Source organism: Nostoc parmelioides FACHB-3921, from assembly GCF_014696625.1.
Classification (GTDB): Bacteria; Cyanobacteriota; Cyanobacteriia; order Cyanobacteriales; family Nostocaceae; genus Trichormus; species Trichormus parmelioides.
Genome location: NZ_JACJQL010000015.1, coordinates 1 through 19,358 on the forward strand (window position 1 = coordinate 1; position 19,358 = coordinate 19,358).

16 protein-coding genes and 1 pseudogene are annotated in these 19,358 nt (G+C 40.6%); 4 read left to right on the top strand and 13 right to left on the bottom strand.

The genetic code is table 11. The annotated features are described in order from the left end of the window. Positions 1-88: 88 nt before the first annotated feature. The 10 genes and pseudogenes from H6G14_RS12455 to kdpA all read right to left on the bottom strand — a co-directional run bounded on the left by H6G14_RS12455 (position 89) and on the right by kdpA (position 11,150). A complete protein-coding gene (locus H6G14_RS12455) occupies positions 89-346 on the bottom strand; it encodes a DUF7219 family protein (RefSeq protein WP_190567715.1) in 258 nt (85 codons plus the stop codon). Between the two features lie 710 nt (positions 347-1,056). Next, positions 1,057-2,517, bottom strand: a complete 1,461-nt coding sequence (locus tag H6G14_RS12460; protein ID WP_190567716.1) for a hypothetical protein — start codon at positions 2,515-2,517, stop codon at positions 1,057-1,059. A 37-nt stretch (positions 2,518-2,554) separates the two neighbouring features. Then, positions 2,555-4,157: pseudogene (locus tag H6G14_RS12465) on the bottom strand (iron uptake porin). 48 nt (positions 4,158-4,205) lie between these two features. Further along, on the bottom strand, positions 4,206-4,538 hold the full coding sequence (locus H6G14_RS12470; protein ID WP_190567717.1) for a hypothetical protein: 333 nt from the start codon (positions 4,536-4,538) through the stop codon (positions 4,206-4,208). 62 nt (positions 4,539-4,600) lie between these two features. Further along, on the bottom strand, positions 4,601-5,938 hold the full coding sequence (locus H6G14_RS12475) for a serine/threonine-protein kinase (protein WP_190567718.1): 1,338 nt from the start codon (positions 5,936-5,938) through the stop codon (positions 4,601-4,603). A 29-nt stretch (positions 5,939-5,967) separates the two neighbouring features. Further along, entirely contained in the window at positions 5,968-6,216 is a 249-nt protein-coding gene (locus tag H6G14_RS12480; RefSeq protein WP_190567719.1) for a hypothetical protein, read from the bottom strand. A 15-nt stretch (positions 6,217-6,231) separates the two neighbouring features. Beyond that, a complete protein-coding gene (gene kdpC, locus H6G14_RS12485; protein ID WP_190567720.1) occupies positions 6,232-6,876 on the bottom strand; it encodes a K(+)-transporting ATPase subunit C in 645 nt (214 codons plus the stop codon). Then, positions 6,876-7,148, bottom strand: coding sequence for a potassium-transporting ATPase subunit F (locus tag H6G14_RS12490; protein ID WP_190567721.1), 273 nt, complete (start codon positions 7,146-7,148; stop codon positions 6,876-6,878). Before H6G14_RS12490 ends, kdpC begins: the two co-directional genes overlap by 1 nt. Before the next feature lie 22 nt (positions 7,149-7,170). Beyond that, positions 7,171-9,318, bottom strand: coding sequence for a potassium-transporting ATPase subunit KdpB (gene kdpB / locus H6G14_RS12495; RefSeq protein ID WP_190567722.1), 2,148 nt, complete (start codon positions 9,316-9,318; stop codon positions 7,171-7,173). Positions 9,319-9,404: 86 nt separating this feature from the next. Then, entirely contained in the window at positions 9,405-11,150 is a 1,746-nt protein-coding gene (kdpA, locus tag H6G14_RS12500; RefSeq protein ID WP_190567723.1) for a potassium-transporting ATPase subunit KdpA, read from the bottom strand. 741 nt (positions 11,151-11,891) lie between these two features. On the opposite strand from kdpA, the gene H6G14_RS12505 reads away from it, so the two are divergent. Both H6G14_RS12505 and H6G14_RS12510 read left to right on the top strand, forming a co-directional pair. Then, on the top strand, positions 11,892-12,953 hold the full coding sequence (locus H6G14_RS12505) for a sensor histidine kinase (protein WP_422394072.1): 1,062 nt from the start codon (positions 11,892-11,894) through the stop codon (positions 12,951-12,953). 1 nt (position 12,954) lies between these two features. Then, complete coding sequence (locus H6G14_RS12510; protein ID WP_190567724.1) at positions 12,955-13,626, top strand: response regulator transcription factor; 672 nt, start codon at positions 12,955-12,957, stop codon at positions 13,624-13,626. Between the two features lie 111 nt (positions 13,627-13,737). Here H6G14_RS12510 and H6G14_RS12515 read toward each other — a convergent pair whose 3' ends face one another. Together H6G14_RS12515 and H6G14_RS12520 are read right to left on the bottom strand one after the other, a co-directional pair. Beyond that, positions 13,738-14,937 (bottom strand): family 10 glycosylhydrolase, encoded by a 1,200-nt coding sequence (locus tag H6G14_RS12515; protein WP_190567725.1) that lies wholly within the window; start codon positions 14,935-14,937, stop codon positions 13,738-13,740. 256 nt (positions 14,938-15,193) lie between these two features. Beyond that, positions 15,194-16,117: a LysR family transcriptional regulator gene (locus H6G14_RS12520; RefSeq protein WP_190567726.1), complete on the bottom strand. Its 924-nt coding sequence runs from the start codon at positions 16,115-16,117 to the stop codon at positions 15,194-15,196. Positions 16,118-16,199: 82 nt separating this feature from the next. Here H6G14_RS12520 and H6G14_RS12525 point away from each other — a divergent pair, with 82 nt between their 5' ends. After that, positions 16,200-16,919, top strand: coding sequence for a type 1 glutamine amidotransferase domain-containing protein (locus tag H6G14_RS12525; RefSeq protein WP_190567727.1), 720 nt, complete (start codon positions 16,200-16,202; stop codon positions 16,917-16,919). Between the two features lie 2 nt (positions 16,920-16,921). Continuing rightward, on the top strand, positions 16,922-17,557 hold the full coding sequence (locus tag H6G14_RS12530; RefSeq protein ID WP_190567728.1) for an NADPH-dependent F420 reductase: 636 nt from the start codon (positions 16,922-16,924) through the stop codon (positions 17,555-17,557). A 388-nt stretch (positions 17,558-17,945) separates the two neighbouring features. Here H6G14_RS12530 and hisD read toward each other — a convergent pair whose 3' ends face one another. Then, the gene (gene hisD, locus H6G14_RS12535) at positions 17,946-19,241 is read right to left on the bottom strand and encodes a histidinol dehydrogenase (RefSeq protein WP_190567729.1); all 1,296 of its coding nucleotides are present in this window, start codon (positions 19,239-19,241) and stop codon (positions 17,946-17,948) included. Positions 19,242-19,358 lie beyond the last annotated feature (117 nt).

A 19,358-nucleotide genomic window follows, 5' to 3' on the forward strand; every position in this document is an offset into this window, starting at 1 on the left:
TTTATCCTTTGACTTACATTCACTATTTATCTAAGACAATTGGCTTTATTCTAGATGTTTGAATTTGCTTCCCAATTCTTATTAGCAATTAAGATGCGTTCGCCCTGGTACTAATCCCTAATTCCTTCTTACTAAATTCTAATTGTTTCCAAAGTGTCTCAATGCGTTCGTAGGCAACCTCAGAAGAGAGTTTTCCGCCTGTTTGTAAATTGACGATGTAGCTAATTTTTTGAGCAAATTCTTGAAGATTGGCATTAAATACTAAATTTTCTGGTTTGACTGAACCGTAGTAGCGACTGCGAGGGTAGAGAAAGCTTTCTTTGTTTCCCTCATTGGGCTTTTGCATAACTGAGTCTTCCTAGCGTAAATAATAAAATACAATTTACATAACAATCGACGTAAATAAAGTTTCCAACTTTTACACAAGCACTTCTGTATTATCTTCATTTGCTTGCTTCTGATTAAGCTATTGTAAGTTTTGGCTAACGATAGTGTAATCTAATGCTCTAATAAAATTGAAAAGCAAAGATGATAAGTCACCATTAAAACTACTATTTTTTAAAATTTAGTTTCAGGTTGTAATGTGGAATTATTAGGTGTAGATATTGAGTCATACAAATTTCCGAAATCATAACTTTTTAATATCCAAAAACTCATACCACCAATAAAAAATATTGGAATTAGGAGGGATAAAATAAGAGATTGAGTTTCTTTTCTTTTAGGCATTGCTAAAACCTGAATGTGATGATAATAATAATTGAAGTTGTTGGTATTTTCATCTGGTTACAGCACCGTTGCTTATAATTGAATGAAACTTACACTACTTGCACTATCACAATGCTGATTTTTGTGATGGAGGTCATAAATGTTGGAAAATTTCTTTATGATGTAGCAAATACTTTCAGATTCCCCTTAAAAAGAGGGAATTTGATTCTTCCCTCTTTTTTAAGAATGACTAGGGGGGATCAATCAGTATCTCAAATCACAGCCAACCACTTTGCAAACAACCTCTCATCTATGGAGAAAATCGAGCTTAATTACCTTCGCACTATAGATTTACGCTACTATCTCACCAGCTTTATATCCGTTTATTGACTTAACTTTTTGATTTTTAACTCTGATTTGAGGCAAATCTTTCTTATCTTTGTGTAAGTAACAAATTTCCACTAGAGTCGGCCAGATTTCTAGAGAAGCATGAAATTGACTAATGACATCATCGACAATTCTAGAGACATTTTGCTGAAAGAAATCTGCTTCAAAGCCATAAAATACCCTCGATAGATTATTAGCAAACAATTGCAGAGACTGTTTACGTTCATCGTTTTGCGTAGACAAAGAAGCTTTAACTATGTCCTGGTGAATGGCAGATATTTTTTCCAAAATCTCTTCCGAATCAAGTAAAGTCACTTCACCAGAGTAGTCAAATTTGATTCCTAAATCATCAATATGATAGACACTATTTTTAATTTTCTTTTTGAGCAGGCTGCATATTTCCTCATTAAAAATCTCACTAGCTAAAGGATTACGCATATAATTGTTGCGAATATGGTTCTGTACAGCATCAACGTGTGCAGCTACAACACCCTCTTGTTGTATCCAAAGCCTATAGATATAATCTTCAAATCTGAGTCGAGTTGGGAAGAATGGTGGCAATCCTAAGTGATTATCATATCCAGCAACACCACAATCCATTCGCCAATTTTTGTTAGTAACAACAGGTCTAAAATTAGTGAGAATATAATAATCGTTCAGGTCATAAGGACTGATTTGATTCTCATCATTCAGATACATATGCACAAAGTCAAGTGTATCAATATCGTTAGTACCTGTGCGGAATGTTTGAGCAATTTTGACAACCGAGTTATTTAATACTCTTCCTCTTTGTAATAACAAAGAGTTTTCTGTAAAGTAACCTTTTGTCGTATTAGTTTCTAAATCCATCGCTGTGTCAATCAAAAACTCGCCAGCTTCGTAGTTTTCTGGTACATGACTGGCTTTTTTACCTAAAACATCATTAAAGGCAGTAAGTAAATCGAAAGATTTATGAATATACCCACCTTCCTGATTAGACTTGATTAGTTTACCGCGACAAATTTCATCCGGTGATAAAGATTCTGGACTGGTTTCTACTAGTGCATTAGGTCGCATATCATCATCTGCACTGACCATTAAATGTCCAAGAGTGTACATCAGTGTGAAGTTGCGGTTTCCACCGTAACTAGGTCGAAATAGGTTTTTAACAAGTGACTCTAGTTTTTTATCTCGCAATCTCTCGTTTAAGAAAGTAATAAACTTTTCTTTTTCTTGAGGGCCAACATAAAATACATCGTTTACAGTTTTGGTTTGTTCCAACAGTGGATAGTATTTTTCGTAGTTGGCAATACTGGAATCATCAAAGATGATAATTTTAGTAGCATGACCATTAGCCCAAAAATTTTCGTCATACTTTTCAATGGTTTGGGCTACATCTCTTAAGCGATGGGTAGGAATGACAAATACTGTTTCTTTCTGTCTCATAAGTCCTTTGATTTTGTTTTAATGAAGTTGTGAAATTTTAAAAAGTGAAGGTAGTTCTCAATGTGCCAATCACGGCATCATTGTTGTTAGTAACTTGACCTGGATTGGTTAACCAAATCACACCAGGAGTGATAGAAATGTTGTCAGTGAGGCGATATTTGTAAAAACCTTCAATGTGATAGGGGCGATCGCCACTTACACTCCCCAAGTACGGTTGAGTACCTGCAAACAACCCTAAAACGTTACCCCTCTTACCCAAATCTGGTAAAGCTACTCCTACTCCATAGCTCCAAACTTCACCATTATTATTGGCTACTAAGTCTGTAATATCGCTGTAAAGTACAAAACCACTAATCGAAAGTCTGTCACTGGGTTTGAAAGCCGCAGCTATACCATAGGAATTACTTTGATAGGGATTACCACCACCGACAAAGTTAGCTTGTGCAGTCCCGACTACAGCACTACTTACCAAGCCAGCATCAAAATAAAGCACTATTTGCCCCATGATACCCATGAACATAGGTGGCGGCTAAGGTGAGGCGATCGCCCACATTCAGATTTAACTGTGCTAAAGCGGCATAATTACCTTCAAATAAACCTGCACTGGGGTTTGGGTTATTCGCTTCGGAAGCTAAATAGCCCAAGGTTAATGAAGGTTTAAAACTACTGTTCCCACTACCAAAAACTAAATTAACACCTGCACCTGCACCGCCACCTATGCGATAAATTGGACTTTCAGATGCAAAGGTAGACAAAGCACCGTTACCACCGTCAAAATCTTCAAAATAGGGGTTAACAGTAGGAACATAATCGCTGTGAATACCGCCTGTAGCTGCTATATATACTTGGGAGTTACTTATGGGGAAAGAGTAAGCTAACCAATCTATACCAACACCGTTACTGGTATTGGGCGATATGTTAAAAGTTTGAGTACCTTCAAATGTGCCATTTGGTAAAGTTAATCCCACCGCATTACCACTAGCAAGCCTGGTGTAAAGAATATCTTTACCTGTAAAGCTAGTTTGCAAACTTAGACGTACCCTGTTTTGAAAGACGGTGTTGTTGTCGTCGTCGTCGCCAAAGCTATCAGTAACAGCAAAAATTGCTTCACCGACTAACTTAGTTGTAGTAGAAAATTGATTTGCTTCTAGCTCCGCAGTACGCGCTTCTACAGCATCTACTCGACCACGTAAAGTGGCTAATTCTGCGGAAAATTCTTCTTGCAAACGTTGGAGGGTGGCTAAATCTTGTTTTGTCACCAAATCAGAGGTTGCTGTCGCAATCAGTTCATTGACTCTATCTAAACAAGCATTCAAACCTGCCGCAAATTCATAACGGGTTAAGGCACGGTTTCCTCGGTAAGTACCATTGGGATACCCAGCGATACAACCATAGCGTTCAACTAGAGATTGCAATGCTTGAAATGCCCAATCCGTTGGCTGTACATCAGAAAACTGGGAAACTGATGTCACTTGAGACATGGGATTTTGATTTTTCGCCTCGCTGCTGTAAATATTGACTTGTTCTAAAATGCGATTTTCATCAGCTTTGACGCTATCAATGCTATTAGTTATTACTAACAAAGTTGTTGCTAAACCCACTGGACTTAACACCAGAATTTTCCATAATAGATGAAACATTTGTCTTTTCCTCACACCTGGTTTATGTAGAGACGTAGTAGCTCACTACTAAGCAGATTTCTTCCAGATTTTTTCTAAAATCTCAATTTGCTTTCTGCTTTCAGTGGTCATTTGTTGATCAATATCAGGTACTTGTTCCTGGGCATTATCTAATGATTTAATTGTGCGGATGATTTCTATTGAATGCTGATGACGTAGATTTTTGAACTTTTTATACCGTAAGTAGCATCCTAAGAGAAAGCCAATAATTATGGAACTTACAAAAACACCTGCTAGATAACCACTATTTTGTTCCGGCTGATTTGCCAATTTTGGCTGACTCGAATGAGAAACAATACTCACAGAAAAAGTTGGTTGAAGATTAAAGTGTTTGAAGTTCATAGCTACGAGAAAATGATTGCTAATACAGAACTTCGAGAAATTCAGACAAAGAAACTGAAGACTTAATGCTGTGGTGTTTCGTTATGTCCGATGTTCATAAATTGCTGTATGGTTCTCGATATTTCCGCTTTCAAATTGGTAGAAATTGAGTTTGATTCAACTACTAAAGCTAGACAAGCAATAGTAAAGGCGATCGCAGTCACAATTATCTGGTACATCTTGTTTAGTTTGTTCCTACCTTTCTTATCAACCGCAATCGATTTTTCCTCTTGCACGGCTAGGCGTGGGGATAAAAATGCTGCTACTTTTCGCGCCAGTTCGCCACCTTCAGTTTTAGCAGGTATGTAATGCCAAGTTTTTGTTTTAGGGTCAAAGATAGTGACAGATGCAACAGAACTATCTGCAAATGATGTTACAGAACCAAGTAAATCTGCTTCCCGCCTCCACCCAAAGTAAGGAGTTTCAAAGTCTTCATTATTTGTGTTACCAGACGGATTTGATGAACCACTAAAGTATTTTGGTAATTTATTCAAATCTATCAGTGCTTCTGCTGCAAAATTATAGCGTAGTTTAGTTGCTGGTTGCACCAATTTGCAGAGAATTTTCTCTAAAGATGGACTTATCGGCTCGACTAAATATGAGTCCCATATCCAATTATTTTCACTGCAATCATAGAGGTCAAATGGTGATATCTGGGTAAGTAAATGTAGACAAGTTACACCCAAGCTGTAAAGGTCGCTAGCGAATACAGCCTTACCGCGAATCTGTTCCGGTGCAGCATATTCAGCACTACCAATAATAGTTCCGGTTAGTAAACTTTGCCAATTATATTTAGCAGATCCGAAGTCTACTAAATATAATTGGCGGTCTTGGCGGCGACGGATAATATTAGCAGGTTTAATGTCTCGGTGAATTACTTGATGGGTATGAACAAATTGTAATAAAGGTAATAATTCACCAAGCAATTGCCTAATTTCAGCTTCATTAAATGCTCCAGCTTCAGCTAATTCCTGTTCTAAGTTCTGTCCATCCACCCATTCTTGAACTAAATATTTTTGACCTTCTTGCTCAAAAGTATCTAGTAATTCAGGAATTTGGCAATGTTTACCAAGTTCTGCTAACCGGAGAGATTCTTGTTGAAATAGTTCAAAGGCTTTTTGGTTATTGTAGTCTGTTTGAGACTGGGGTAAAAATTGTTTAATGACACAGAAGTTGGTAGGGCTGTTTTGGGGGGATTTATCATCAATAGCGAGAAAAGTTCTTCCAAAGCCGCCTTGTCCTAGAGGTTTAATAATACGGTAGCGATCATTGAGTAAGTTATATGACTGATTACATCCAGAATCACTAATTACTGCTGAAGACTGTAGGTCTTTTTGGTTATCAGGAAAACCGCCGCACATACAACGGATTACTCCTTAAATTGCATGATTTAAACTGTTTTGCTCAAAGTTATCTTTGTGATATTTCTTTGGCTATTGTTACCTATACGTCTGACACCACCACGTTCACGCTGAAATAGTTGTATTTCTTGAGCATCTGTTAGCAGAATCATGTCGGTTAACAATGGAAAATATTGATGTTTCCATCCCAAAATGAACCAGAAATAGAGAGATGTGAATAGCATCCAGGTAATAAAGTGAAAACAAATCAATATTTTGATTTTTTCTAGTGTAATCATGAAAATTGGTCTGATTTAACTCGCAGACTTTAAAGTATCTACAGCAAGATTTAATTTCAAAACATTTACCCCAGGTTCACCAAAGATTCCCAAAAAGCGACCATCAGTATTTTGACTAATCAAAGTTTCTAACTGTTGGGGTTGGACTCCTCGCGCTTTGGCGACACGAGTAATTTGCGCTCTGGCAGCTTCAGGGGTAATGTGGGGGTCAAGGCTAGAACCAGAGGTGTAAACTAAATCTGCGGTAGGTTGGACACCTGCTGTTTTCAGTCTGTTCAAATCGCCTTCTACCCGTTTGCTGGGATCTGGGTCATCTTTACCTTTGATACGTTCTATTAAAGCTGGATTGCTGGGAGCTAAATTACTTGCGCCGGAGACTCCTGTTTGTAAGACTTTAGCCTCATCTTTTTTCGGGTCGGCGGTGCTGTAGCTGGTGGTGCTGGGGCGGGAGTTAAAATAGCGATCGCTACTAAATGGTTGACCAATTAAACTAGAACCCACAACTTGACCCCGACTATCTCTGATTAAACTACCATTTACTTGAGATGGAAACACAATTTGTCCAAACGCAATCATCACAAACGGATAAATAACTGCGCTAATCACCCAAAGAACGATGGTAGAACGAATTGCTCTGCTGGCTTCTCTTGCAAAACTCATTAGAATTTCTCCGGTACAAACATTACAAAAAATAAATATGTAGAAAGCCCTAACGTTACTAGCCCTAACAGTCCTAATGTCCAAGCTTGAAAATGAGAAAATTGTTCGCCCGTAGCTGCATAGACAACAGGTGCAACTATCAGGTTTAAACACATTGCCAAGAACAAATACAGAGGTAGTTTTTGTTTGCGCCACTGCAACCAAATTTCACTTACTCCTGCAAGTACCTGGGGTAAAAGAAGGGGAATAATCTTCTTCAGAGGGGGTTTCATAGTAGTTTTGAGTAACTAGAAATTAAGACAAAGGTAAAACGACATCGATGAGTTTGATGGCAATGAAAGGTGCAATAATGCCGCCCAAACCATAAATCAGGATGTTACGTTTTAGTAGTTGATCTGCTGACAGGGGACGGAATTTTACGCCTTTAAGTGCAAGAGGAATGAGTATAGGAATAATCAAAGCGTTATAAATTAAGGCTGAGATAATCGCAGATTGGGCGCTTTTTAATCCCATAATATTAAGTGCGCCAATGCCAGCCGCCGCGAAGATAGTCGGGATAATGGCGAAATACTTAGCAATATCGTTGGCAATGGAGAAAGTTGTTAACGCCCCACGGGTAATGAGTAATTGTTTACCAATAGTCACCAAATCAATCAACTTGGTGGGGTCAGAATCTAAGTCCACCATATTAGCAGCTTCTTTGGCGGCTTGCGTACCAGAGTTCATCGCCACACCCACGTTAGCTTGAGCTAATGCAGGTGCATCGTTAGTACCATCACCAGTCATAGCCACCAGCTTACCTTGAGACTGTTCGTTACGAATCACACTAATCTTGTCTTCTGGTGTAGCCTCGGCAATAAAATCATCAACTCCGGCTTCTTCAGCAATGACACTGGCGGTAATGCGGTTATCACCTGTGAGCATGATAGTCTTCACACCCATGCGCCGCAATTGGTCGAATCTTTCTCGTAAGCCGGGTTTGACAATATCTTTGAGATAAATGACTCCAAAAATTTGATCATCTTGGCATACGGCTAGTGGTGTACCACCTAAACGAGAAACTCGCTCATAAGCTGTATCTACATCATCAGCAATTCGACCACCACGAGAACGGACAAATCCTTTAATTGCATCCACTGCTCCTTTACGAATTTCCTTTCCATTGGGTAAGTTAGTACCACTCATCCGAGTTTTGGCAGAAAATTCCACACCTTCTGCTTGTTTCAGGTCAAAATCAGTTTTCACGCCAGAACTTTCGGCTAGTTTGACAATTGACCTGCCTTCTGGTGTTTCATCGAATACACTGGCGGCTAGGGCAACTCGCGCTACATCTGCAACTGTGTAGCTATTCACAGGGATAAACTCATCAGCCATGCGGTTTCCCAGGGTAATTGTACCTGTTTTATCCAGCACCAATGCGTTGATATCGCCGCAAGCTTCTACAGCACGTCCAGAGGTAGCAATAACATTAAATTGAGCTACCCTATCCATCCCAGCAATACCAATCGCACTGAGTAAACCACCGATAGTTGTGGGTATTAAAGCTACCAATAGCGAAATCAAAATCGCAACGCTAGCACCTGCCCGTAAGCTGTTTGCTGCTTCTGCCCCAAACACGGTACTGATAAAGTTAGCAATGTAATTAACAAAGGGAGGCATGGTAGCCACGACAATTAAGAAAACTTGCGTCAGTACGGCTAACAATACTGTCAGGGCAATTTCGTTAGGTGTTTTTGTCCGTTCTGCCCCCTCCACAAGAGCAATCATCCGATCAATAAAGCCCTGACCAGGATCGGCGGTGATGCGAATTGTTAATTCATCTGAAAGTAAGCGCGTACCTCCAGTTACAGAAGAGGCAATATCTGTACCTGGTTGCTTAAGCACAGGGGCAGATTCCCCAGTAATTGCTGATTCATCCACCGAACCGATACCTTGAATTACTTCACCATCGGCAGGAATCATGTCATTGGCAACCACTTTCACCAAATCGTTGCGGCGTAATTCTGTGGAATTAACTTGCTGAATCGAACCATTAGGCAGTATTTTACGGGCAATGGTATCGGAACGGGTTGACTTCAAAGAATCTGCCTGTGCTTTACCTCTACCTTCGGCAACTGCTTCGGCAAAGTTAGCAAACAGAACTGTAAAAAACAGAATTAAGGTAATTAAGCCATTTAACAAGCGTTGCTGGTTAACATCTGCCTGTATTGTGCCAAATAAATTAGGGTTAAGAGTTACCAAAAAAGTGACGATTGTTCCCACCCAAACCACAAACATGACTGGGTTTTTGACAGCAATGCGGGGATTAAGCTTGACAAAGGATTCTTTTATGGCTCTTTGATAAAGCCCCCGCATATCTGCCTTGGGAGTATGTCTGCGTGAATCACGAGTTCCTTGAGGAACGCGGGGAGGACGAGGTGATGAGTTTATATTAGTTGTCATAGATTATAGGAAATGAAGTGATGAGGAATTAGGGGAGTAAGGAAAGATAACTTTTGACTCTGGACTGACCATTGACCAATAACTCCTTATCCAATACCTCTGGCAATCAAAAAGGCTTCACCGATGGGGCCGAATGCTAAGACTGGGAAGAATGTCAGTGCGCCGAGGATTAAAATTACGCCTGCGGTTACGCCTGTAAATAATCCGGTGTCGGTTCGCAATGTGCCTGCGGTGAAAGGAACTTGTTGTTTGCGGGACATACTATCTGCTAATAACAACAAACCGATAATGGGGATGTAGCGTCCGGCGAGAAGACTAAAGCAAGCACTGAGGTTCCACCACAAACCTGTAATTGTTGGTTGTGCGCCGCCTGCAATAGCTAAAGGTGAAGGCTGTCCATCACCTAAGCCTTCAAATCCCGAACCGTTGTTAGCCGCAGCCGAGGCATATTCATAAATGACTTGAGCAAAACCATGAAAGCCAGGATTACTAATGCCTGATAATTGATCAGGAAATGCTAGGGTAATTCCCGCCGGAATCATAATGGCGATGGGATGAACTAACAGAATCAGAAAACTGGCAAGCACCACTTCGCGCTTTTCAATTTTGCGTCCGAGAAATTCTGGTGTGCGTCCTACCATTAAACCCGTTGCAAACACTGCCAGAATCAAGTAGGCAAATAAGTAAGCTGTGCCTGTACCTTGTCCACCCCAGACAATTTGCAAAAACATATTAGAGAGTGTGACAAAACCCCCATTAGGCATAAAGGAGTCATGCAAACTATTAACTGCACCGCACATAGTTCCAGTTGTACTGACAGCGAACAATGCAGACTGCGCCCAACCAAACCGGACTTCTTTTCCTTCTAAGTTAGGTTGTGTACTGCCCAATAGTGCATTGACAGCCGGGTTGCCGTTATACTCACCAATGGCAGTAATGATAATAAATATTACGTAAATAACCCCTACCATGCCATAAACTAACCAAGCTTGTTTGGTGTTATTGGCAAACAAACCGTAGGTGTAAATCAGAGATGTGGGAATCGACAGCATTGCCACAATCTCAATTAAGTTAGAAAACCCGTTGGGATTTTCAAAGGGATGTGCTGAGTTGATACCAAAAAAACCGCCGCCGTTTTCTCCTAGTTCTTTGATGATTTCAAAGTGAGCCACAGGCCCAAGAGCGATCGCCTGACTAATGTTAGGGTCTTCTAAGGTAGGAATGACAACTGGCCCTGCTAAAGTTTCGGGAACACCAGCCGCCATCAGCGCAATCCCACCGACAATACAAATCGGTAGCAAAACTCTGGTAATACTGCGGGTTAGGTCTACATAAAAGTTGCCTAATGGTCTACCAGTTAACCCACGAATAAAGGCAATAGCTACGCAAAGCCCTGTTGCGGCTGAGGTAAACATATGAAATCCCAGCCCAAACATTTGACTACCGTAACTTAAGTAGGTTTCCCCTGAGTAGTGCTGTTGGTTGGTATTAGTAATAAAGGAAATAGCGGTGTGTAATGCTGTATCCCAAGTTGGCGCACCTAAATTAGTAGGATTGAGGGGCAACCATCCTTGATTGAGGATCAGCAAAAAAACAAATACTCCCATCACTACATTGCTGTACAGTATGGCTCTGGCATATTGCCACCCTGTCATATCTTCTTTAGTGGCAACACCTATCAGAGAATAAACCAATCGCTCCACACCGTTCAATATTGGATCGAGCAAAGTGCGTTGTTCTTGAAAGACACGCGCCATATATCGCCCAAAAAAGGGAGTTATTGCTACGACAATTAGTAGCGTTAATGCTATTTGTAGCCATCCTTGTAGCATGAGTTATACCAATTGATTATTTGTAATAAAGAATATCCAAAGCTATTGGAAATATTGAGTATCAATCAGGCTCAGATCTACAGCAGGTAACAGGTTTGAAAGTCTTTTTTTCATGGCTTTTGGTTAAAATTTGTACCTCATTCACCTGCAATCTGCTGTAAGTCAGAACATTTCAATTTCATCAAATACTCTGCTTTGATTGGAGGAGTTAATACTAATTCCTTGAGTTGCCGTACATAGACATAGAGTTGTCTGCAATTTTTGTATCAATTTATTTACATAATCTCATTGATTTGCGAAGGAAGACAAGACATAGAAGATATAAAAATAGGCTTATTTTTTATTTATAAAGCGTTTATATTTCTATATCTATCGTTTAGGTAAAATATACACAAACGTTTAGTATGTTTATTTTTTTCTAAACGCTAGTTTTGCCTAAGTAGGGTTTTATGTTTTATTTATGAAAATTTATTTTGATTAACTTAAAATAAATAACTTATTAATTATAGTTTTACCGTTAAATTTAAGGCGCACCGGATATACTTAATTCCTAAACAAAATATTTTTTATCTAAACGTTATCTTGGCTGTTAAGAATTAAATAAATTCTACTAAGTTGAATATCAGAATTTAATTATTTATCATGGAATTAACAGCCTCCATGACCAAAAATATATCCTCAATGCTTCTACTTCCTACGAAACTTCTGACTAAAAACTCACGATTGAGTAGATTGCTAGTCATGTTAGGGCTGTTTGTAACTGTCGTGCTGTTGGAGTTTACTACACCTACAGAGTATGTTTTTGGCTACTTTTATACAGGGCCAATATTATTAACGAACTCATGGTTCGGGGGGAGGGCGACCTTTGGAGCGACGACGATCGCAGTTTTCTTAACGATTTTAAATATTTTCTTACCAGGGGGTGAAGTTATTAAAACATCCACAGTTGCCAGTAGAGCGATCGCCGCAATGGCTTTAATTGTAACTGGTGTGTTAAGCGAGCGCCTGCGTCGTTCCCAAGAAGCGATCGCCATTACCCGTGCCAAACTCGAATCTCAACAAGAATTAATCAAACTGCGAGAAGATTTTGCCTCTACACTCACCCATGATTTAAAAACACCGCTACTGGGAGCAATTGAAACAATCAAAGCATTTCAGCAAGAACAATTTGGCTCAGTCTCACCCACTCAGCAGCAAGTATTAGACACAATGGCACGCAGCCACAAGACTTCTCTACAACTTGTAGAAACTTTGTTAGATGTCTATCGCAACGATATTGAAGGCTTAAAACTGAACTTAGCACCTGTAGATTTGACCAACTTAGCAGAAGATGTGGCTAGTAGTTTGATTGCATTAGCTGCCAATCGTCGCGTTCATCTCTCAGTTAGTTACGGTGATTCTGATTGGCGACGCGCATTGTGGGTTCAAGGTGATGCGCTGCAACTGCAACGAGTTTTTAATAACCTTTTAGTGAATGCGATCAATCATTCCCGGCGGGGCGCAAAGGTAGAAGTAGTTTTAGAAGGGCAAGCCTCTTACCAAGTGGTGAAGATTTTAGATACAGGTGCAGGTCTTCAACCAGAACAGTTACCTCATTTATTTGAACGATTTTATCAAGGACATAGCGATGCCTTCGGCGGGCTTTGCCTACGCCAAGCCAAGGGTTCGGGATTAGGACTTTATTTATCGCGCCAAATTATTGAAGCCCACGGAGGTATAATTTGGGCAGAGAACAGAGTACCCACTGGTGCTATGTTTGCATTCAAACTGCCTGTTTATCCATTTTCATCTCTAACTGTGTAAAATGTCCTCTATCCCAATTAAAATTCTGCTTGTTGAGGACGACGAACTTTTCCGCTTGGGTTTGCGCGTGCGATTGCAACAAGAACCAGCTTTAGAGATTGTCGCTGAGGCTGAAGATGGTGAAACAGCTATCGAGCTACTTAAGCAAATTCCTCTGGATGTAGTGCTTTTGGATGTAGGTTTGCCAGGAATTGGAGGAATAGAAGCTTGTAGACAAATTAAACAGCAAAATCCTCTACTACCAGTTTTAGTTTTCACTTCCCATTCGCAAAAGCCGCTAATTACACGTTTGATTGAAGCAGGCGCACAAGGCTACTGTCTCAAAGGAATTGCTGCGGAAAAATTAGTGTTAGCATTACGTTCTGTGGCGAGTGGTGCTTCCTGGTGGGATGCAACTGCAACACAAGAAATTCGTTCTTCTTTGAGTTACGAAACACCTCAACTTGAGCCAGAAAATACAGCAAAGCTTTCCAACCCGCTAACTGGACGTGAACAAGAAATTCTGTCACTATTAGCGGCTGGAAAAACTAATCAAGAAATCGCTCATCAACTGTGTATTGCACCTGGAACAGTGCGAGTTCATATCCATGCGATTTTACAAAAATTAGAAGTGAGCGATCGCACTCAAGCTGTGCTTGTTGCGTTACAAAAACAGTTAATCAAAAGTCCGTAGACTTAATGTAACTTGGGGTCAACATAGCATAGCTGACACTAGGGGCAAGATGACATAGAGCCGAGATAGCCTGATGACAGGGGCGATCGCGCCCCTAAGACAAAATAAATGTCAAATAGCTTGTTTTAAATTAGAAGCTGTCATTTCTGGATTACCGGAAAATGGGAAAACTAAAATACTCTGAATATTGGGATTATTCACTAATTCTTTTAAACGACTAAGCTGCTGATCTGTAATTGCAATTCCAGCATATTTTTGGGCGTAATTTAGTTCTTCAGTAAAATTATTATCATTATATGCTTGAATAAATACTCGGTCTACACCCCACTGTTCCCAATCAGCCGCAAAATATTTTTTAGCCCAATAAGGGTTATGATGACAAATATCAAAACTTACCAAAGAATTCGCTTCTTTCATCGAGCTTGTCATTTGTTGTACAAACTTAGTTAAATGCTTAGTTCTGTCAGTTTTTCCCGGTAATTCAGCATAATATCCTAGATAATCATCCCATTGAACTGCATCAACATTAGGATATTTCTTAACGAACTCGACTGAAATATTTTTGAAGAAAGTAGCAACTTCTGGTTTCTCTACATCAAGTACATAATGGTCAATCCCGGCATAAGTTTTATCTATTCCTGGCACAATCCAATTTTTAGCAACAGCTAAATCAAAAATCGGACTATTTTTATCTATTTTAATTCCCTTCTCAAAATAAGCATGAACTTGCATTCCTTGTTTATGTGCTTCATCAATCAGCCAATTTAACCATTCTTCTTGAAATTGATTAGGACAACTGCTATACCCTAAAGTTTGCTGCATCACATCACTTTTGTACATCGTACAACCATTACCCCAAACACCATGAATAATGGTATTGATACCTTGAGAACGATAGTAGCGAACTCTCTGGCGAATCGTTTGCTCATCGGCATTATTTGTAGCTTGATAACGACTTAAATAAATCCCTCTAATTAGTTTTTTCTCCCAAGGAGTTGGAGGTAATACTGTTTTTCTCTCTTGTGTTATTGTGCTTGAAGCTTTGTTATTTTTAGAAGCTACATTTACAGATGTAGGTAAAGAATTCTTTGGAGTTGCAGAAGCAGTGGGTAGGGAAATTGAGGCGGACGTTGGAGTAGGATTGAAAATCGGGATACTTATTCGTTCATTCTTGGATAAAAATCTGCTGAACGTATCTAAATTTTCTGCTTTACTGAACCACCAGTAACCACCTCCCACGACAGCTAGTATTACGGATAATGGAATATTTAGGCACCCACATCCACTGCGGTCTTTTTTTTGGTGCGGCATATTAATTTCAATATTATCAGTTAATCTCGCTATATATACAGATTACTACCATTGTAGATTTACTTTTTCCCGATATAATCTCTAAAGAAATTTGATCAACGTTTCTCATAAAATATTTTCAGAGTGAATCTTCACACATCAAAATTGAGAGTAAATGTATCATCATCAGGTTTTTCTGATATTTGAAGTATAACGGTAACAACGCGCAATTATTACTGAGACGAAAGCAAATATTAAGTTAAAATAGCCACCACAATTAAATTGCATTGCTCACTTGTGTGATTAATGCTCGCAGCCACTCATCAGCAGGTATATTATCTGTGCTTTGATGCCAACGCATAAACACCGAAAAACCTTCCATTGACAACGGGACTGGCAACAGTTTCAATGATTGGCTCTGGGTAAATGTTAGGGCTACTCTTTGAGGTAGAGTTGCTAGTAAATTACTTTGAGCGAGAATGAACGGTGCTATGAGGAAATGCGGTATAGACACAGCAATATGTCGTTGTAGATTCTTTTGTGCCAATAATGTATCAACGCGTCCAACTCGATCTTCTTGAATAGAAACCAGTAAATGTGACTCTGCAAGATAGTCCTCTATAGATAAACTACTGCCAATCCTGGGGTGAGCTTGACGACACAAACAACAATAAACCTCATCAAACAAAAATTGTTCTTGGTGTAATGAATTTTTTTCTGGGAAAATTCCACATACTAAGTCAACTTCACCCTTATCCAGTAGAGTGAGTAGTTTTTGACGCTCCCCTGATCTGATTTGCCAGCTGATGTTAGGTGCTATTACTTGTACAGTTTCTACTAATCTTGGCAATAATATAAATTCTACATAGTCTGACATTCCGATCGCAAAGACGCGATCGCTCGTTGCTGGTTCAAAGTATGGTGGTTCTAATAGGGCTGATTGAATTTGTTGCAAGGCGGGACGTAATTGTTGCGCCAGAGTTATAGCTTTAGGAGTGGGGGACAATCCTGTGGTTTTTCTGACGAATAATTCATCCTCCATTAAATTACGTAACCGAGCTAGAGCATTACTTGTTGCTGGTTGGCTTAACCCCAATCTGAGAGCGGCGCGAGTAACGTTCTGCTCAGTCATCAGTGCATCAAAAACTACCAGCAAATTTAAATCTATCCCGGCTAAATTGATGTGGTGAATATTACTCATACAAATTATCCATTGGACAAATATATCATCCCTGATCCAGGATGAAATTATCACTGTGGTCGTAATTAGGACAACGATTTCCATGAGCAAGCAGATTCTCATGATTGTGGCCAACCCTTCCATTTCAACTACTTTGGGTGTGCCTGTCGGGTTTTGGGCATCAGAACTGATACATCCTTACGATGTATTTACAAAAGCTGGCTTGCAAGTAGTTATTGCTAGTCCCCAAGGGGGCAAAGTGGAATTTGATAATTTCAGCGATCCTCGTGATGCTTCTGGTTATTCCCAAGATGACACACTGTCACTGGAGTATATTCAGCAACCCAAATTCATGCAATTACTGGAAAATACACCTGCGATCGCCAGCCTTAATCCAGATGATTTTGATGCAATTGTGGTGTGCGGTGGGCAATCCCCTATGTTTACTTTTCGTCAAAACACCGTTTTGGTGGATTTGTTTCTCAAATTTTACGCAGATCACAAACCCAGTGCAGCTTTATGTCACGGTACCTGTTTACTATTAGAAACTAAGTTAAACAATGGCTCACCTCTGATTCAAGGTAAAACAATCACGGGGTTTGCTAATAGCGAAGAAGATTATGCGGATCATGTCGTTGGTCAAAAAATCATGCCATTCCGCATTGAAGACGAAGCCAAAAAGTTAGGTGCTAACTTCGTCACTAAAGAAGCTTTTGCACCTCATGCTGTCAGAGATGGACATCTGATTACTGGACAACAACAGAACTCTGGGACAGAAACCGCCAAACTCGTCTTAGATGCGTTGGGTATCACAGGAGTCTAATAATGAAGATTGCATTTATTGGTATTGGACAAGTCGGTTGTGCATTAGCAGGTCAATTACTGTCGTTAGACCACACTGTAACTATTGCTGCACGCAACCCTAATTCAGATAGTGTCAAAACAGCTTTAGCTAAATATCCAGCACTACAAGTTTCTTCTCCCCAAGAGGCGATCGCTCAAGCTGAGGTGATTTTTCTAGCTACCCCATTTGCTGCTAATCAAGCAGCTTTAGCAGAAGTTGGTGATTTATCGGGCAAAATTCTCGTTGATTGCACTAATCCTGTGGGGGCAAATCTGACTCACGGACTCAAAAGTGAACAATCCGGTAGTGAACTTGTTCAAAGTTTTGTACCTCAAGCCAAAGTAGTCAAAGCATTTACGATTTATGGCTTTGAAAACTTTGAAAATAATACCTATCCTGGTTATGGCAACCTCAAACCTGCTATGTTAATTGCTGGGAATGATGTCACCGCAAAGCAAGTTGTCTCTACTCTCTGCCAACAACTGGGTTGGGAAGCTGTTGATGTGGGCAATCTTTCTATGAGTTTGCATCTAGAACACATGACTCTGCTGTGGATTCAAATGGCCAGAGTTCAAGGTCGGGGAGCTAATTTTGTGTGGGCGATGCTTCAGAGGTAATACAACTATTTCCTACCCACGGAGTAATTTTGAATCTTGAAATGTTTTGACAATCGTTCCCGCATGAATACCTCGTGACATACTCCCTGCGCCGCCCTCCGGGACGGCGTGGGGCTGCTGACGGAAATAGCTCAAGCTGACTGGCTTTGGGTTTGGCTGGGAGCTAATCTCAGCATCACTTTGGCCTGTTTACCAAAACCCTGACTAAAAGCCAATACGGTTCAGTTAAGGATAATTGTAGGTTGGGTAGAGCGATAGCGAAACCCAACAAAGTGGCAAGAATTTTGGTTTACTCTACGAGAAGGCTGCGCCTACGTTCCTCAACCCAACCTACACTAAATCAGTTTTTTAACGCTAACTGAACAGCCTATTACCCCTACACCCTGACCTACTCATTTCTCAACGCTTGCAAACGCACCGATACACTACCTGCGTGGGCTGGTAAACCCTCGGTTTCTGCAAGAGTGACGGCGGACTGGCCTATTTTCTGTAATGCTGCTTGATTGCATTCTAAATAGGTGATTCGCTTGAGAAAATCGTAGACACTTAAGCCGGAAGCAAAGCGGGCAGAACGGGAAGTAGGTAATACGTGATTGGGGCCACCTAAATAGTCGCCGATCGCCTCTGGAGTATAACGGCCTAAAAATAAACTGCCAGCACACTTAATTTGACTAGCTAGCAATTGGGGATTATCTACACACAGTTCTACGTGTTCTGGAGCTAGTTGATTGAGTAAAGGGATGCTTTCGGCTAGATCTCTGACAATAATTACTGCCCCGTGATTTTGCCAACTGCTACTGGCTACTTTGGTGGTGGGTAACGTGGTCAGAATTTGCTCAACAGTTCCAATTACTTGTTGGGCAAAGGATTCGGAGTCGGTAATTAAAATTGATTGAGCGCTGGGATCGTGTTCAGCTTGGGATAATAAATCCCAGGCGATCCATTCGGGATTGTTTTGGCGATCGGCGACAACTAAAATTTCCGAAGGCCCAGCAATGCTATCAATCCCCACAGTCCCAAATACTTGGCGTTTGGCTTCAGCAACGTAGGCATTACCAGGCCCCACAATTTTATCTACTGGGGTGATAGTTTCTGTACCGTAGGCTAACGCCCCGACTGCTTGCGCCCCACCTATACTATATATTTCGGTCACCCCGGCAACTTGGGCAGCAGCCAGGACGGCGGGATTGATTTCCCCATGAGGCATAGGAACAGTCATAACTATGCGTTCTACACCTGCAATTTTGGCGGGTAGGGCATTCATCAAGACCGAACTGGGATAACTGGCGCGTCCGCCAGGGACATAAATTCCCACTTGCGATAAAGCTACCCAATTTAAGCCTAGTTTTACGCCTGCGGCATCGGTGTAACCAATATCTTGGGGTAGTTGTTTTTGATGAAAAGAACTAATACGTGCAGCCGCTAGTTCTAAGGCTGCTTTTACCTCATCTGAACATTTCGCTGCTTGTTCGCTGATGAAAGCCGCACTCAAATGATGAGAATGGGGGCTATAGTGATCAAAACGACTGGTATATTCCTGGACTGCGGCATCACCATGCGTTTTTACATGAGCGAGTATATCGCGTACTGTACCACTCACATCAACCGTTGCTTCTCGGCGATCGCTCACCAAGCTTTGGAATCTGGTAGAAAATTCTTGGTCGGTTGTTTTCAAGACTAGCATGGACAGTATCTCTGGGCTAATGCCGGTTTGCAGTAAGGACAATATTTAGTGTAGAGCGATATTAACCCTGAGTGGAAGTCAAATGCTGACTCAATCTGATGATTTTAGTGTTGGCTG

Bases quoted from the DNA above. Each gene is read 5' to 3' on its own strand.
- H6G14_RS12455 (WP_190567715.1), bottom strand. From the start codon at position 346: ATGCAAAAGCCCAATGAGGGAAACAAAGAAAGCTTTCTCTACCCTCGC.
- H6G14_RS12460 (WP_190567716.1), bottom strand. From the start codon at position 2,517: ATGAGACAGAAAGAAACAGTATTTGTCATTCCTACCCATCGCTTAAGA.
- H6G14_RS12470 (WP_190567717.1), bottom strand. From the start codon at position 4,538: ATGAACTTCAAACACTTTAATCTTCAACCAACTTTTTCTGTGAGTATT.
- H6G14_RS12475 (WP_190567718.1), bottom strand. From the start codon at position 5,938: ATGTGCGGCGGTTTTCCTGATAACCAAAAAGACCTACAGTCTTCAGCA.
- H6G14_RS12480 (WP_190567719.1), bottom strand. From the start codon at position 6,216: ATGATTACACTAGAAAAAATCAAAATATTGATTTGTTTTCACTTTATT.
- kdpC (WP_190567720.1), bottom strand. From the start codon at position 6,876: ATGAGTTTTGCAAGAGAAGCCAGCAGAGCAATTCGTTCTACCATCGTT.
- H6G14_RS12490 (WP_190567721.1), bottom strand. From the start codon at position 7,148: ATGAAACCCCCTCTGAAGAAGATTATTCCCCTTCTTTTACCCCAGGTA.
- kdpB (WP_190567722.1), bottom strand. From the start codon at position 9,318: ATGACAACTAATATAAACTCATCACCTCGTCCTCCCCGCGTTCCTCAA.
- kdpA (WP_190567723.1), bottom strand. From the start codon at position 11,150: ATGCTACAAGGATGGCTACAAATAGCATTAACGCTACTAATTGTCGTA.
- H6G14_RS12505 (WP_422394072.1), top strand. From the start codon at position 11,892: ATGTTAGGGCTGTTTGTAACTGTCGTGCTGTTGGAGTTTACTACACCT.
- H6G14_RS12510 (WP_190567724.1), top strand. From the start codon at position 12,955: ATGTCCTCTATCCCAATTAAAATTCTGCTTGTTGAGGACGACGAACTT.
- H6G14_RS12515 (WP_190567725.1), bottom strand. From the start codon at position 14,937: ATGCCGCACCAAAAAAAAGACCGCAGTGGATGTGGGTGCCTAAATATT.
- H6G14_RS12520 (WP_190567726.1), bottom strand. From the start codon at position 16,117: ATGAGTAATATTCACCACATCAATTTAGCCGGGATAGATTTAAATTTG.
- H6G14_RS12525 (WP_190567727.1), top strand. From the start codon at position 16,200: ATGAGCAAGCAGATTCTCATGATTGTGGCCAACCCTTCCATTTCAACT.
- H6G14_RS12530 (WP_190567728.1), top strand. From the start codon at position 16,922: ATGAAGATTGCATTTATTGGTATTGGACAAGTCGGTTGTGCATTAGCA.
- hisD (WP_190567729.1), bottom strand. From the start codon at position 19,241: ATGCTAGTCTTGAAAACAACCGACCAAGAATTTTCTACCAGATTCCAA.